This window comes from Streptomyces sp. NPDC048442, from assembly GCF_040651475.1.
Taxonomy (GTDB): Bacteria; Actinomycetota; Actinomycetes; order Streptomycetales; family Streptomycetaceae; genus Streptomyces.
This window is the reverse complement of record NZ_JBEZKB010000029.1, coordinates 24,879-39,834: the sequence shown is the minus strand read 5'-3', so window position 1 is coordinate 39,834 and position 14,956 is coordinate 24,879. Positions and strand designations below refer to the sequence as shown.

The window sequence follows — 14,956 nt, the reverse complement described above, 5'->3', positions numbered from 1 at the left end:
GGCCCATGCTGGAGCCCGTGTCGGAACCCATACCAGAACCGGAGCGGGATCCAGGGCCGGTGCCCGTACCGGAACCGGCACCGGCACCGGCACCGGGACTGTGCCTGCCGAACCTCGTTCCATCCTGCTGCCGCCCGTGGAACGCCCGATATCGCTCGACCGCCTCGCACAGGACCGTGACCGCCTCCTCCCGGCGCCCCATTTCCCCCAGCTTCAACCCCAACTCCGACATCGACGAGGCGAGTTCCTCCTCCCCCTCGCCGGGGCTCCGGGCCGCGATGCGGCGGGACACGTCAACGGAGTCACGCATCCGGTCGAGCGCTTCGTGGTGCTGTCCGAGCTCGGCGAGCTGGTTGCCGAGGTTGGCCAACGCCTCGCCCAGAGAGCGGAGATGCGTTCCGGGGTCCTGCCGCGCGAGTCCCTCGTACAGTCCGACGCTCTCCTGAGCCAGCTCGCGCGCTTCACCCCGGCGCCCCAACAGGCCTACGACACGGGCGCGTTGATCCAACGCCAGGGCAAGGCCCGGCAGCCAGGTGCGTGCGTCCTGAACGGCAAGGCGGCGGCACACCTTCACCGTTTCCGCCAGGACCTCGGCCAACTCGCCGTGCAGTGCGGGTACTTCCATGAGTAAATAGCTCAGTTCGTACAGCGCGTAGCCGAGATCGGACAGGCTCCTCCGGGGGTCGTCACCGGCCCGCCGCCGGTACTCGTCGACCTTCCGCCGCGCAGCGCTCAGCGCTTGTGGCCCATGCGGCGGCCCTTGCGCCTCTTCCCCTCGACCTTGGCCTTGCGCACCGTCCGTCATTGCGGGCCTCCGGTGTTCTCCCCGGCGGCGGGTGCCGTCGCACCGGGCCGCCACTTCTTCCCCCGTATCCCCATGAGGGGGAAGGTAGCAGGGGGTGCGCCCGTCGCCCCAGGGATTCTCTTCCTGTTCCGGTAGCCTGCAACAGAGCCTGAACGGAGAGGAGTTGAAGTGCGAAGTCCCGGTCTCACGAGCACGCGTTGACGTCGTAGGTCGCGATCGACCCGTCATCGCGTGCTGCCTTCGAGTTGCGGCACAGCGAGCTCTTCCACGCGCCCCCGTTCCGCCTGCGCACCTGACCGTGCGACCGGCCGACGGGCGGTGCCGCTCTGCGCAGCTCCAGGGAGCCCCGTGCCGCCCGTACCCCGCCCTTTCCCGCCCCACCCTCCTTCCGTGTCGCCCGCCCCGTGGCGGGACGCCGACTTCCTCAAGCTCTGGTTCGGTCAGACCTTTTCGCAGCTCGGGGCGCATGCCAGTCAGGTGACTCTGCCGCTCGTGGCCGTGGTCGCACTCGCTGCGGACTCCGGCCGGCTCGGCGTCCTGCGTGCGGTGGAGCAGGCGCCGATCCTGCTGTTCTCGCTGTTCGCCGGGGCGTGGGTGGACCGCCGACGGACCCATGACGTGATGGTGTGGGCGGACTTCGGCCGCGCCCTCGCGCTCGCGGCGATTCCCATCGCGTGCGTGATCGGCGGGCTCGGCTTCCCGCTGCTACTGCTGGTCGCATTCCTCGTCGGGGTGCTGTCCGTGTTCTTCGACGTGGCCTGCCAGGCTTCTCTCGTACGGCTGGTCGAGCGCGGTGAGTTGGTGCGCGGGAACAGTGCGCTGGAGGGCAGCAAGTCCGCCGCGCAGACGGGCGGGCCGGCGCTCGGGGGCGCGTTGGTGTCGCTGCTGTCGGCGCCGGTGGCCAATGGGGCGGGGGCGCTGTTCTTCGCGGTGTCGTTCCTGTCGATCCGGCGCATTCGCCGACGCGAGGAGACCAGTGAGGCCGCGGAGCGGGTACGAACGCGGACGGAGCGGCCGTCACCGCACCTCTGGTCACGCGTACGCGAAGGGCTCCAACTCGTCTTCACAGATGCCCTGTTGAGGTCCGTAGGGCTGGCCTCCGCGCTCTTCCAGTTCGCCTTCGCGGCCCTGCTGACCGTGCTGCTGGTCTTCCTGCCGCGCGGACTGCACCTGTCCGGCACGGCCGTCGGGCTCGTACTCGCGGCGGCCGGGCCGGGGCGGTGCTCGGCTCGCTGCTGGCCGCGAAGCTGCCCGGGAGGTGGGGTTACGGCCGGGTGATGGTGGGGGCGGCGGTGCTGGGCGACGGGGTGATGCTGTGCGTGCCCGCACTGCCCGGTTCCGCCGGATCCTCCTGGACGACGGTCCTCACTCTCATGGCGGTCAACTTCCTCTTCGGCATGGGCAGTCAGACGGTCAACGTCACCGTCATGGCCGTACGACAGGCCCGCACACCGGTGCGGCTGCAGGGCCGGGTCGTGGCGACGATCAACGTCGTCGGGATGGGGCTGACCCCGCTGGGTTCACTGCTCGGCGGTCAGCTGGCGGAGTGGTGGGGCCTGCACACCGCCCTGCTGGCGACCGCGTCCGCACTCGCCCTCTCCCCGCTGTTCATGGCCCTGTCCCCCTTGCGACGCCTGGGAAAGACCCTCCCGGCCGCACGGCACTGACCCCCGGCAGCGGCCAGGAGAAACGTGGCCAACAGGGCGAGGGCCAGCTCGGTGAACTTACTCGTCGTGTCAGGACCTCCCGGTCTCCGTTCCGCCCACGGCACGTCCACGGCACGCCCACAGCAGCTGGATCGCACTCCCCAGCACCTCATCGAATCGTCGCGGCACCGGCCAGCGCGGCGGGATACACGGCTCGCGGTCCGAAGCGCCGGCGGGCACTGTCCGCGGCCTTTTCCACGGCGCGGGCGCGTTCGTCACCGGGGTTCAGGGAGAGCTGGCGGTAGGCGCCGTCGGCCGATGACAGGCCGTCGGCACGCAGGGCGAAGGCCCGGACGCGGGCACGTTGCAGTCCCAGGCCGGCCAGCAGGGCCAGGGCGTCCGCGGTGAGGGCGGCGGAGTGGCCGGTGGGTTCGGCCGTGGTGCGGGTGCGGGTGGTGGAGGTGCGGTCGGCGTAGCGCACGGTGAGGGTGAGACGGCTGGTGACCTGGTTCTCTCCGCGCAGCCGTTGGCCGATCCGCTCGGAGAGTTCCAGGACGGCCCGGTGGTGCTGTACGGGGTCCAGGCAGTCCCGGTCGAGTACGAGATCCGCGGTCAGCTGTGCCGCCGGTTCCTTGGGCGTCACCGGGCGGGGGTCCTGACCGCGGGCGCGTTCGGCCAGGAGCCTCGCCTGGGCGACGCCGAGGAGGCGTTGCAGGGTGCTCCCGGGGAGGTCCGCGACCTGGCCGATGGTGTACAGGCCGTACTTGGTGAGTACTTCCGCCGTACTGCGGCCCACGCCCGGCAGCGCGGTGACCGGGCGGGGGCGCAGCCAGGCGGCGGCGCGTCCCTCGGTGACCTGGGTGGTGTCTCCCGGGGCGGAGGTGTCCGACGCCATGGCGGCCAGCATGCGGTTGGGCGCGAGGCCGGCGCTGCAGTCGATGCCGTGGTGACCCTTCAGTCGCATCATCGCCAACTGGACGACGTCGTACGGCGGCAGGTCGAAGTACCGCAGGGCCGACGTCAGGTCGAGCTGTACGGCCTGCGGCGGGACGGCGTGGACGTGCGGCGTGATGCCCGACAACAGCTCGATGACGTCGGCGAGTTGGTCCTCGCTCAGCGCGGCGTGCAGGTGGAGGTGGGCGATGTACCGGGGCCGGGTGCTCTGGTGAGGGGTCATCCCGCGCTCCCCGGGCTCGTGTGTCCGAACTTCCTCAGGTCGGCCGACCGGCTCCCGGCGGGCTGCAGGTCGGCGTACGGGTGCAGGCGGGCGCCGGCGGTGCCGTCGGTCAGGGTGCGCCGGGGCTGGGCGGGGGTCGGGTGCGGACGGCTCTCGCCGAGGAGGGCGAGGGCCGCCTCCGGTCCGTTGTCGCGGCGGGCGGCGGCGATCTTGTCCAGGTCCCAGGCCATGGTGCCGACGACGGTGCGCCGGGTGCCGCGGACCTGGACCGTGCCGCGGACCAGCAGCAGTCCGCTGTGGAAGACGGTGTACGCGCAGGCCGCGTGGGAGTCCTCGAAGAAGGCCAGGTCGACCAGACCGGCGCCGTCCTCCAGGGTGACGAAGATGATCCGCTTGCCGCTGGCGATCGGCGGGGTCTGCGTGGAGGCCCGTGCGCCCGCGACGAGGACCTGCTGTCCGGCGCGCAGCCCGGCCAGATGCGTCGCGTCGCTCGCGCCGATCTCGCGCAGCAGCCGGTGGTGGTGCTCCATCAGGTGCTTGGAGACGTCGATGCCGAGCGTGTTCAGCTCCGCGCCCAGCGTTTCGCGTCCGGTCAGCTCCGGCAGACCGCTCGGCTCCTCGCCGCCAACTGCGGCCATCGCGAAGGGCAGTTGGCCGTCCCCTGTGGTCCGGCTGCGGGACTGCCGGTGGAGTTCGGCGATCTGGAGCATCAGGTCGCGCCGGGTGAGGCGGCCGTCGTGCAGGCAGCGCAGGGCGTCGATCTCCGCGAGGCGTTCGGCGACCGGCCGGCTGGGGCGGGCCCGCTGCCAGAAGTCCGACAGGGATCCGTACGGCTGGCCCTCCTCGATCCGTACGCGCTCCTCCTCGCTCATTCCCCGTACGTCGCTCAGCGCGAGCCGCACGCCCCACCGCTCGCCGTCGGTCCGCTCCACGGTGTGCCTCGTCTTGGAGTGGTTGACGTCGAGGGGCAGGACGGACACCCCGTGGCGGCGGGCGTCGGCGACCAGGACGCGCTTGGGCCACATGCCGGGGTCGTGTTCGAGGAGGCCGGCCAGCAGGAAGGCCGGGTAGTGGGCCTTGAGCCAGGCGCTCTGCAGGGCCGGTACGGCGAAGGCGACCGCGTGCGCGCGGCAGAAGCCGTACGCCCCGAAGGCCTCGACGGTCCTCCACACCTCGTCGCGGACCGCGGCGTCGTAACCGCGGGCGCGTGCCTGGCGGTGGAACCAGTCCTTGATGCGGGGCAGCCGGTTCTTGTCGCCGAGCGCCCGGCGGGCGATCTCGGCCAAGGCGCGGTCGCAGCCGGTCAGCACGGACAGCGTCTCGATGATCTGCTCGTGCCAGATGGTCACGCCGTAGGTGTCGGCGAGCACCGGCTCCAGGTCCGGGTGGGCGTAGGAAGGGGTGCCGCCGTGGCGGGCGGCGATGTACCGCTCGGGCATGCCTCCGGCGACCGGCCCCGGGCGGAAGAGGCTGATGTCGGCGATGACGTCCTGCGGGTCGCGGGGCTGGAGGCGGGAGAGCAGGTCCTGCTGGCCCGGCGACTCCAGTTGGAACATGCCCAGGGTCCTGCTGTCCTGGATGAGCTTGAACGCGAAGACGTCGTCGAGCGGCACCTGGCGCGGGTCGTCCAGGTCGATGCGGTTGCCGGTGGTGCGTTCGATCTCGGTGACCGCGTGGGCCATCGAGGACAGCATCCGGACGCCCAGGACGTCCAGTTTGATGTTGCCCAGCGCCTCGATCTCCTCCTTGGCCGCCATCGCCATGGGGTAGTCGCCCTGGGGGGTGGGCTGCACCGGCAGCCGGTCCAGGAGCGTCGCGTCGCTGATGACCACGCCGCAGGGGTGCATGGCCATGCCGTGCACCAGCGAGTCGAGGCCCTCGGCGAGCTCCCACAGCGGCCCGTACCGGTGCGCCTCGGCCGACAGCTGCTTCAGTTCCGGCAGCTCGGCGAGGGCACCGGTGATGTCGCAGGCCCGCAGGTGGGGGAAGCTCTTGGCGATCCGGTCGACCTCGGCAGGTGCGATCCCCAGGGCCAGGCCGGTGTCGCGCAGGGCACGGCGGGCCCGGTAGGTCTCGGGCATGGCGGTGACCGCCACCCGCTCCTTGCCGAACCGGTCGAAGATCACGTCGTAGCATTCGAGCCTTCTGGCGGACTCCACGTCGATGTCGATGTCCGGGAGCGAGGCCCGGCGCACGCTGAGGAAGCGTTCGAACAGCAGGCGGTGTTCGAGGGGGTTGGCGGTGGCGATGCCCAGCGTGTGGCAGACCAGCGACCCCGCGCCCGAGCCGCGGGCCGCGACCCGGATGCCCTTCTCCCGGATGTCGGCCACGACCTGGCCGACGGCGAGGAAGTACGAGTCGTAGTCCAGCCGGGAGATCACCGCGAGCTCTTCGTCCAGCCGGTCGCGTGCGACACGGTCGCGGTCGAGGCCGCGCCGGGCCATGCCCGCCTCGCACCGCTGACGCAGCAGCTGAGCCGCGCCGTTCGCACCGGGCTCGGCTCCCAGCAGTCGCGGCTCGGGAAAGTGCGGTACGCCAAGACCCAGGTCCGCCTTGGGATCCACGGCGCACGCGGCAGCCGCGGCCTCGGTGTCCGCCATCAGGCGCTCCGCCCGCCGGGGGGACGCGCCCGCAGATTCGGCGATCATCCGCGCGATGCCCGTCATCGCTCCTGTGTCCTTGAGCCAGCGCTGCCCGCTGTCCAGGTGGCGTCGGTCGATGGGCCGCAGCAGCCGCGCCGCGTCCAGTACGTCGGCGAGCCGGTGCTGATCGGGGTCGGCATAGCGGACGGCGTTCGACAGCACGGCCGTGGTACGGGTGCGGTCGGCCAGGGCCACCGTGCGGGCGGCCAGCCGTAGCGACCCCGGACCGGTGCCGGAACGTTTCTGCGCGACGGCCTCCAGCCGTACACCGCCTCGGAAGATCTCCTGCCACGGAGCCAGCAGTTTCCTCGCGACGTCCTCTCTGCCTACGGACAGCGCCCGGACCGGTTCCGAGAGGGGGCCGAGCAGCACCGTCAGACCGGCCCCGCCGTACTCCCGCAGCGCCTCCCACGGCACGACCGGCATCCCGTTCGGAGCGTGGGCATGGGCGGCCGAGGTGATACGGCACAGCCGCGCCCATCCGGCCCGGTTCTGCGCGAGCAGCACGAACCGCAGGGGTGGCTCGACGACGTGCGCACCGCCACGGGCGGGCGTGCGGCGCCGCTGTACGGGAGGAGGGGGCGCGAGGGCCTCCACCGCGAGGTCGATGCCGAAGATCGGCCGGACCCCTTCGGCGGCACATGCCTGCGCGAACCGGACCGAACCGGTGACCGTGTCCCGGTCGGTGAGCGCGAGCGCCGGAACACCTCGCTCAGCCGCCCGCCGAACCAGTCGCTCGGGGTGGGAGGCGCCGTAGCGCAGGGAGTAACCGGACGCGACGTGCAGGTGCGCGAAGCCCGCCATGTCGCACCTCCATCACTTTGCCCCCTTCTGAACCATCTGCCCGATAGTTCAATCGTACGGTCGTTCGATAACTGTAGCTCAGGATTCGAACGCACAATCGATTTCATTCGCCGGTGACCACGTCGTTCGCGCGCATGACACATCGCCCCGTCGCCCCGCGAGTGCCGGGCGGGTGCCCCGTGTGCGGCGCGGCGCGCGGTAATCTGAGGCGCATGCGGCTGTCTTGTGCGCCGCGCGGCGGTGGGGCTCGCCGTACCCGAACCGCGGCACTGCTGCCACCAACTGCCGAGAGATGGGGCCGGGTTGCCGAGAGCGGCAGAGCCCATCGATCCCGATGTCGACCTGACGGATGCCGGGCAGCGCCGCGAACTGCGGCGCTCGCACTACGGCGTCCTGCTGGTGATCGCGTGCGGCGGGGCGCTGGGCGCGCTCGCCCGATTCGGCGCCGCCCAGGCATGGCCGACCGCCGCCGGCAGCTTCCCCTTCACCACGCTGGCGGTGAACGCCGCCGGGTGCCTGGCGATCGGTGTCTTCCTCGTCGCGGTCACCGAGGTCTTCTCCGCCCACGCCCTCTTGCGGCCGTTCTTCGGCACCGGGGTGCTGGGCGGCTTCACCACCTTCTCCACCTACTGCGTGGACATCGAGCGCCTCGTCACCGGTGGCCGTACGGGGATCGCGCTCACCTACCTGGCGGCAACAGCCGCGGCCGCGCTGACCGCGGTGACCGTGGGCACGTGGAGCACGCGCCGCATCCTGGCGAAGTGGAGTCGATCATGAGCCGGAGTACGCAGGCGGCCGGCCGGTGAGCGACTTCCTGCTGGTGGCCATCGGCGGCGCGGTCGGCGCCCCCTTGCGCTACCTCACCGACCGGGCCGTCCAGGCCCGCCACGACACCGTCTTCCCCTGGGGCACCTTCAGCGTCAACGTCGTCGGCTCTCTCATCCTGGGCATCCTCACCGGCGCCGCCCTGTCCGGCACCGCGGGGCACACCGTGCAACTGCTGCTGGGCACAGGACTGTGCGGGGCTCTGACCACGTACTCGACGTTCTCGTACGAGACGCTGCGCCTGGCCGAGAGCGGCGCGAAGTTCTTCGCCGCAGCCAACGTCGCCGCCTCCATCGTCGCAGGACTCGGCGCCGTCTTCGTCGGCATCGCCCTCGCCCAAGCCCTGTTCGCGTGACCCGGACCGCCACCGTGGAGACAGCCGGTGGGCGGCGCGGTCCTGGCATGGGGCGTGGTGGTTCGTCACCGCACCGGGACCGGCCTGGCCAGCACCTGGTCCAGGACCTCGGTGAGGAACCGTGCCGGATCCGTCACCGGCGCCGTGGCGCGCATCGCGACGATCGCGTCCGGACGGACGAGCAGGGCCCCTCCGTCAGGGAGCCACGGAGCCGCGACGAGGTGCGCGGGGAGTCCGACGTCCGCCGCGGCGCCGAGCCAGCGCTCGCCGGCGACGCCCACCAGCAGGGTCCACCGGGACGCCACCAGGTCGAGCGTGGAAACCCCGTCGACCCACGCGTGGGGCACTCGTGAACCCGGCGATCCGTCCAGCACCAGGTCCACTGTGGACGGGAGTTCCGGCCGCGGGTCGACCACGGCGGCCGAGTCGTACCGCTGGCCGAGGTGCACGACCGGCGCCGCCCACACCCCCGCCGCCACCCTGGCGGCGTCGGCCTCGGGCCCGCGTCCCCAGTGCAGTTGAGGGTCGGCGAGCCTGCGCATCGCCTGGTCCAGCGTGGCCGCGGCGACCGGTTCGCGTTCGTGCGCGTAGGTGTCGAGCAGCCCGGCACCGGCCTCGCCGCGGTGGACGGCGGCCAGCTTCCACGCCAGGTTGTGTGCGTCGGCGACCCCGGTGTTGAGGCCGAACGCGCCCAGGGGCGACACCGTGTGCGCGGCGTCGCCCACGAGGAACACGCGGCCGACGGCGAAGCTTTCGGCTGCCGCGCTCCGGGGCCGCCACGGGAGCACGCTGCGCACCTCTACGTCGAGGCCGGGGTCGCCGACCGCCAGCCGTACGATCGCGGCGCAGCGCTCGTACGTGAAGTCCTCGGGGCGTTCACCGCCGTCGACGTCGCAGGGGACGTGGAAGACCCAGTTCGTCTCGCCGTCCACGGTGACCAGCAGGCCGGGCGCCTCCGGCGTGGTGATCGTGCAGGTGGCGAAGGACATGCCCCGCAGGTGCGGTCGGAGGTCGGCGCGGAACAGGATGTTGATCATCGACTTGCCCAGGTCGCCCGGCCCGGAAATGCCCACACCGAGCGCGGTCCGCACGGTGCTGTGCGCGCCGTCGGCGGCGACCACGCGCGCGCACCGCAGCGAGTAGCGGCCGTCGGGGCCCTCCAGTTCGACGTCGGCCCCGTCGGCGTCCTGCGCGATGCCGATCAGCCGGGTCGACCAGCGCAGGTCGGCTCCGCGGCGTACCAGGTCGGCCGCCACGACGGCGTCGAGCCGGTCCTGAGCGCAGACGCCGCGCAGCCTGAACGGCGTCACGTCCAGTTCGTCGGCGGACGGGGCCGGCATGGGCACGGTCACGACGTCGCCCGCGCCCATCTCGACGACGGTCCGCGCCACCGCCTTGCCCGTGGCGCCCCGAAGATCGACCGCGGCGGCGTCGACGGCGGTGTCGAGCCCGAGTTCGCGGAGGACCTCGACGGTGCGCGGTCCGATGCCGGTGGCGCGTGGGTGCACCGAGGGCGCGGACCGGCGTTCGACGAGCACCGCGGGGACGCCGTGGTGGGCGAGCAGCGCGGCGGTGAGCAGGCCGACGCTGCCGCCTCCGACCACGAGAACCGGTACTGATACTGGCGCCGGCGTTGGCGTGGGCACTTCTGGGTACGCTGTGGCTGTCATGGCTACACCGTATCCAGAAGGTAGGATGCGGGTCAACGAGGAAAGGAACCGCCCCGATGACCGAGCCCGTTCCCCCGTCGGTGTGGACCCGGCCGCGCCCCGAGCCACGCCGGCGCGCGCCGGGGGTGGACCAGTACGTGGCCGCCGCGCTTGCCGTCGCGGACGCGGAGGGACTGGCGGCGGTGTCGATGCGGCGGGTCGCGGGCGATCTCGGCTCCGGGACGGCCTCGCTCTACCGGTACATCACCAACCGCGACGAGCTGGTGGACCTGATGGTCGACGCGGTGCAGGGCGAGGACCCGCTGCCCGAGCCCACTGAGGACTGGCGCGCCGCGCTGGGGGCCGTCGCACACGCGTTGCGTACGACGCTGCTGCGCCATCCCTGGCTGGCGGGCGAGCTGACCGGGAGGCCCGCGCTCGGCCCCAACTCGTTGCGGCGGTCCGAGTCCGCGCTGCGCGCCGCCGTCGCGCTCGCGCCCGACATCACCCTGGCCTCGCAGGCACTCGGCGCCGTGCACGCGTACGTACTGGGTTCGGTCGCCGCCCAGCAGGCCCTTAGACGCGCGGAGCAGCGCACCGGGCTCAGCGAGGAGGAGTGGCAGCGCAGCGTCGGCCCCTACATCAGAGAGGTCCTCGCGGCGGGCGAGCACCCGATGCTCGCCCGGCGCGTCCTCGAAGCCGAAGAACCCGACCCCGACGACGAGTTCGCGTTCGGCCTGGACTGCGTACTCGACGGGCTCGCGGCCCGGCTGGGTCCGGGAGGCCGCACGTCGGACCGCGCCTGACGGAGCTGACGCGGCGCGGCCCGGTCAGGCCGCGCGTACCTCACGGCGGTAACCGCCCGGGGCCTGCCCGTACTCGCGCTTGAAGGCCTTGGCGAAGGCGTACTCGGAGCCGTAGCCGGTGCGCGCGGCGACCGCGGACAGCGGGACCTCGGACTCTCGCAGCAGCCGTGCGGCGGTCGTCATGCGCCAGCGGGTCAGGTATGCCATGGGCGGCTCGCCGACCAGGTCGTTGAACCGGCGGGCGAAGGCCGCACGGGACAGGCCCGCGCGGGCGGCCAGCGACTCCACGGTCCACTGGGCGCCCGGCCCCTCGTGGATCGCCGCCAGGGCCGGCGCGACCGCCGTGTCACCGAGCGCGGCGGCCCAGCCCTTGGCCTGCCCGGCCGGACGTTCCTCCAGCCAGGCGCGCAGGATGTACAGGAGCAGCGAGTCGATCAGCGCGGGCACGATACCGACGGAGCCCGGCCGCGGCTGTTCCAGTTCCATGCGCAACAGCTGGACGGCCGCGGCCAGTTCGGGGTACCGGACGTGGTTCGCGGGCAGATGGATGATCTCCGGAAGCTGTCGTACGAGGGGGTGCGGGCGGGCCTGGTCGAGGTGGTAGTTGCCGCACAGCAGGTGGGTGCGGGGGCCGTCGCCGCCGACGGTGACCGTGCCGAGCGGTGAGCCAGGACTGAACTGGCAGGCCCGCTCGTCCTCGGCCGGGGTGTCGGGGTGGTCGGCCAGGATGTGGCCGTGCCCGTCCCGCAGGAAGATCACGTCGCCAGGGCCGAGCGGGAGAGGCTGCTGATGCGCCGCGTCCTCCAGCGGGACGAGCCAGCACGTACCCGACAGCACCACGTGGAACCCCGCACCGGCCACCGGGGGCAGCCGCAGCCCGAAGGGCGCCCGTCCGGTGGTCCGGACAGATGCCGGCCGGCCGGTGCGCATCGAGGCCAGCGCCTCGGTGAGGATGTCCAACTCCCGCCCCTCTCCCCGGCGATCCCCGGTTCTCTGACTCCGGCTCTCCCCGCTCTTCTTCCGCACTCTAACCCGCCCTGCTCAGACCACCGTCAGAACGACCTTGCCGCGGGTACGGCCGGAACCGACCAGCTCATGAGCGCTCGCGGCCTGTTCGAGCGGGAGCGTCGCGGAAACGTGCGGGCGGATGCGGCCGGCGTCGATCAGGGCCGCGATCGCCTCCAGTGAGGCGTAGTCCGGTTCGACCGAGACCCCGGCGAAGCGGCGGCCCTCGTTCTCGACACGGGTGGCGAGCTCGGTGTTCCAGTGCTCCATGATGCTGACCAGGGTGCCGCCGGGCTTCAGGACGCTCAGCGCACGCTCGCCCTCGGAGCTGGAGTCGAAGACGACGTCGATGTCCTTGGCCGCTTCGGTGTAGTCGGTGGTGCGGTAGTCGATGATCTCGTCCGCCCCGAGTTCGCGTACGAAATCGTGGTTGGCGGCGCTCGTCAGGGCGGTGACGTGGGCGCCGCGCGCCTTGGCAATCTGCACCGCGAAGTGGCCGACTCCACCGGCCGCCCGGTGGATCAGCACCCGCTGCCCTTCCGCGACCCGGGCCGCGTCGACCAGGCCCTGCCAGGCGGTGAGCGCGGCGAGCGGCACGGCTGCAGCCTGCACGTGGTCGAGCGTCGCGGGCTTGCGGGCCACCTGGCGCGAGGGCACGGCCACGTAGTCGGCGTAGCCGGTGGCGGCGCGCGGAAAGAACGGCATGCCGAAGACCTCGTCCCCGGGCTTGAAGCGGGCGCCGGGCCCGGCTTCCTCGACGACACCAGAGATGTCCCAGCCGACACCGAACGGCGGCTCGCCGAGCAGCGGGTAGGCGCCGGAGCGCACAGCCACGTCGACCGGGTTGACGCCGCTCGCATGGACGCGGACGAGGACCTCGCCGCCGAGCGGGGTGGGCCTGTCGGTCTCGGTGAGCTCAAGGACCTCGGGGCCGCCGAAGGACTTCTGAGTGACAGCACGCATGGTGAAACTCCCTGTTGCGGTGGTGATTTCGGGGCGATCGCCCCTCGTCTGCCTCCACATTAGGAAGATTGAACGAGCTGCTGAATATCCTCCGGTCTTCGAAAGATGTCCGAGCGTCCACGAGAATGCCGGGCCGCGAGAGCCCTGGATCATGCGGGCTTACGGGTCAACGGGGCCGAGGCCATCGCCGACCGGATCGGCGCCCACGCTGGTTGATCGCCTCGCCCGTTGCCCCGGCGCCCGGGGCATTGTCCTGCGTACCGGCAAGCGGGATCCTTGCGGTCATGGCCTTGTCGACGGCGTTTACGAAGTTGTTCGGCGTGCTCCACCCCATCGCGTCGGCTCCGATGGGGGGTTCGGCCGGTGGTGCCCTGGCGGCGGCCGTCTCTCGTGGCGGCGGGCTCGGGATGCTGGGTGGTGCGTACGGGGAGCGGGAGTGGCTGGCCCGGGAGCTGCCGGTGGTGGCGGGGGCCGGGAAGCCGTGGGGCGTGGGCTTTCTGAGCTGGGCGATCGGTGCCGGTGCGGTGGAGCAGGCGCTGGAGCACGGCCCCGGGGCGGTGATGCTGTCCTTCGGAGATCCGGGCCCGTTCGTCGAACGTATCCGTACGGCCGGTGCGGCGGTGATCATTCAGGTCACCGACCTGGAGGAAGCACGGCAGGCGGTGGACCTGGGCGCCGACGTCATCGTCGCGCAGGGCACCGAGAGCGGCGGGCACGGTGCCCGGCACGGGCGGTCCACGCTGCCGTTCGTGCCGATCGTGGTGGATCTGGTCGCGCCGTTACCCGTTCTGGCAGCCGGCGGGATCGCCGACGGCCGCGGCGTGGCCGCCGCCCTGGCTCTGGGCGCCTCCGGGGCCCTCATCGGCACCCGCTTCCAGGCCACGGCCGAGGCCCTTGTCGACCCCTCGACCGCTCGGGCGATCGTCGAGGGACGTGGGCAGGACACGGAGCGCAGCAGCGTCTCCGACATCGCCCGCGGATCCCGCTGGCCGTCGTCGAAGTACACGGCTCGTACTCTCGGCCATCCCTCCCTCGCCCCGTGGCAGGGCCGGGAGGCGGAACTCGCGGCGGCCCCCGAGGCCCAGCTGGACTACCAGAGCGCTGTGGCACGAGGCGACGCGCCGCCCCTGCCGGTCTGGGCGAGCGAGGCCGTCGACCTCATCACCGACCTGCCGCCCGCAGCCGACCTTGTCGCCGCCCTGGCCGCGCAGGCCGACACCGCCCTGGCGCGAGCGGGAAGGGTCTGAGGGCGGCAGTACTGCCACGTCAGGGAGTGGTGGGTGCGAGGGGGACTACGACGAGTTTGCCTCGGGCTCGGCCCTGTTCCAGGTGCTGCAGGGCTGCGGCCGTTTCGGCCAGGGGGTACGTACGGTCGATGGACGGGGTGAGTTTCCCGGCCTCGCAGAGTTCTTTGAGGACGAGCAGGTCCTCGCGTTTCTCCGTGCAGATGTACGACTTCAACTGCTGCGCCACGAAGGGGTTGAGGAGGCTCGCGCGGAGCTGGCGGTCGTAGCCGCCGAGCCAGCGGCCGGACGTTTCGCCGCCGCCGATGACGGCCGTGCCCTTCGGGGTGAGTGCGTGGCGCAGGCGGGAGAGGGAGGGGTTCCCTGCGAGGTCGAGGATGACGTCGTAGCGGTGCTTTCCCTGGGCGCCGAGCAGGTCCTCTCGGGTGTGGTCGATGACGTGGTCGGCGCCCAGGGAGTGGACCAGGTCGGTCTTGGACGTACGGCAGACGGCGGTGACCTCCGCACCGAAGGCTGCCGCCAGCTGTACGGCGAAGGTGCCCACGCCGCCGGACGCGCCGGTGATGAGGACGTGCCGCCCCGGCTCGATGCGGCCGTGGTCGCGCAGTCCCTGCAGGGCGGTCAGGCCGGACACGCCGAGGGCGGCGGCCTGCGGGAACGTGAGGTTGACGGGCTTGGGGGCGAGTTTGGCGGCCTTGGCGCAGGCGTGTTCCGCGAAAGTCCCCTCGCCGATGCCGAAGACCTCGTCGCCGGGGCGGAGGTCTGTCACCTTGCTGCCGACCTCCTCGACAACACCGGCCAACTCCCGCCCTAGGTAAGGGGACTTGGGGGTACGGATGCCATTTCCCGCGAGGCGCAGCGGGTAGGGCAGGCCCGTCATGAAGTGGAGGACGCCCCGGTCGATCCCGGCCGCATGAACCCGTACGAGCGCTTCGTCGTCGGCGGGGCGGGGCCGCTCGACCTCCCGGAGTTCCAGTAGACCCGCCGGACCGTAGGTGTGGTGAACGATCGCCTTCATGGCCTGCTCTCCCTCGC

Annotated in this window: 11 protein-coding genes and 1 pseudogene; 6 read left to right on the top strand and 6 right to left on the bottom strand. The window is 72.1% G+C overall.

From position 1 onward, the window contains the following. Positions 1–136: 136 nt before the first annotated feature. Positions 137–631, top strand: a complete 495-nt coding sequence (locus AB0D18_RS32995; RefSeq protein WP_362427013.1) for a hypothetical protein — start codon at positions 137–139, stop codon at positions 629–631. Positions 632–1,195: 564 nt separating this feature from the next. Next, positions 1,196–2,472 (top strand): annotated as a pseudogene (locus AB0D18_RS32990) (MFS transporter). A gap of 148 nt (positions 2,473–2,620) precedes the next feature. Here AB0D18_RS32990 and AB0D18_RS32985 read toward each other — a convergent pair. Together AB0D18_RS32985 and dnaE are read right to left on the bottom strand one after the other, a co-directional pair. After that, entirely contained in the window at positions 2,621–3,628 is a 1,008-nt protein-coding gene (locus AB0D18_RS32985; RefSeq protein ID WP_362427010.1) for an ImpB/MucB/SamB family protein, read from the bottom strand. Then, a complete protein-coding gene (gene dnaE / locus AB0D18_RS32980; RefSeq protein WP_362427007.1) occupies positions 3,625–7,074 on the bottom strand; it encodes a DNA polymerase III subunit alpha in 3,450 nt (1,149 codons plus the stop codon). The genes AB0D18_RS32985 and dnaE overlap by 4 nt, the downstream gene beginning before the upstream one ends. A 303-nt stretch (positions 7,075–7,377) precedes the next feature. Here dnaE and AB0D18_RS32975 point away from each other — a divergent pair, with 303 nt between their 5' ends. Together AB0D18_RS32975 and crcB are read left to right on the top strand one after the other, a co-directional pair. Continuing rightward, a complete protein-coding gene (locus tag AB0D18_RS32975) occupies positions 7,378–7,851 on the top strand; it encodes a CrcB family protein (RefSeq protein ID WP_362427004.1) in 474 nt (157 codons plus the stop codon). Positions 7,852–7,876: 25 nt separating this feature from the next. After that, the gene (gene crcB, locus AB0D18_RS32970; RefSeq protein ID WP_362427001.1) at positions 7,877–8,254 is read left to right on the top strand and encodes a fluoride efflux transporter CrcB; all 378 of its coding nucleotides are present in this window, start codon (positions 7,877–7,879) and stop codon (positions 8,252–8,254) included. A gap of 65 nt (positions 8,255–8,319) precedes the next feature. On the opposite strand, the gene AB0D18_RS32965 is transcribed toward crcB, so the two are convergent. Next, on the bottom strand, positions 8,320–9,924 hold the full coding sequence (locus AB0D18_RS32965; RefSeq protein ID WP_362426998.1) for an FAD-dependent monooxygenase: 1,605 nt from the start codon (positions 9,922–9,924) through the stop codon (positions 8,320–8,322). Positions 9,925–9,980: 56 nt separating this feature from the next. Here AB0D18_RS32965 and AB0D18_RS32960 point away from each other — a divergent pair, with 56 nt between their 5' ends. Then, the gene (locus AB0D18_RS32960) at positions 9,981–10,709 is read left to right on the top strand and encodes a TetR/AcrR family transcriptional regulator C-terminal domain-containing protein (RefSeq protein WP_362426995.1); all 729 of its coding nucleotides are present in this window, start codon (positions 9,981–9,983) and stop codon (positions 10,707–10,709) included. A gap of 24 nt (positions 10,710–10,733) precedes the next feature. Here the strand turns inward: AB0D18_RS32960 and AB0D18_RS32955 are convergent, their stop codons facing one another. Continuing rightward, positions 10,734–11,669, bottom strand: a complete 936-nt coding sequence (locus tag AB0D18_RS32955) for an AraC family transcriptional regulator (protein WP_362426992.1) — start codon at positions 11,667–11,669, stop codon at positions 10,734–10,736. 81 nt (positions 11,670–11,750) lie between these two features. Next, positions 11,751–12,677 (bottom strand): NADP-dependent oxidoreductase, encoded by a 927-nt coding sequence (locus AB0D18_RS32950; RefSeq protein ID WP_362426989.1) that lies wholly within the window; start codon positions 12,675–12,677, stop codon positions 11,751–11,753. Positions 12,678–12,961: 284 nt separating this feature from the next. Between AB0D18_RS32950 and AB0D18_RS32945 the strand changes: the two genes are divergently transcribed. Next, entirely contained in the window at positions 12,962–13,924 is a 963-nt protein-coding gene (locus AB0D18_RS32945; protein ID WP_362426986.1) for a nitronate monooxygenase, read from the top strand. Positions 13,925–13,943: 19 nt separating this feature from the next. Here the strand turns inward: AB0D18_RS32945 and AB0D18_RS32940 are convergent, their stop codons facing one another. Beyond that, positions 13,944–14,939, bottom strand: a complete 996-nt coding sequence (locus AB0D18_RS32940) for an NAD(P)-dependent alcohol dehydrogenase (protein ID WP_362426984.1) — start codon at positions 14,937–14,939, stop codon at positions 13,944–13,946. Positions 14,940–14,956 lie beyond the last annotated feature (17 nt).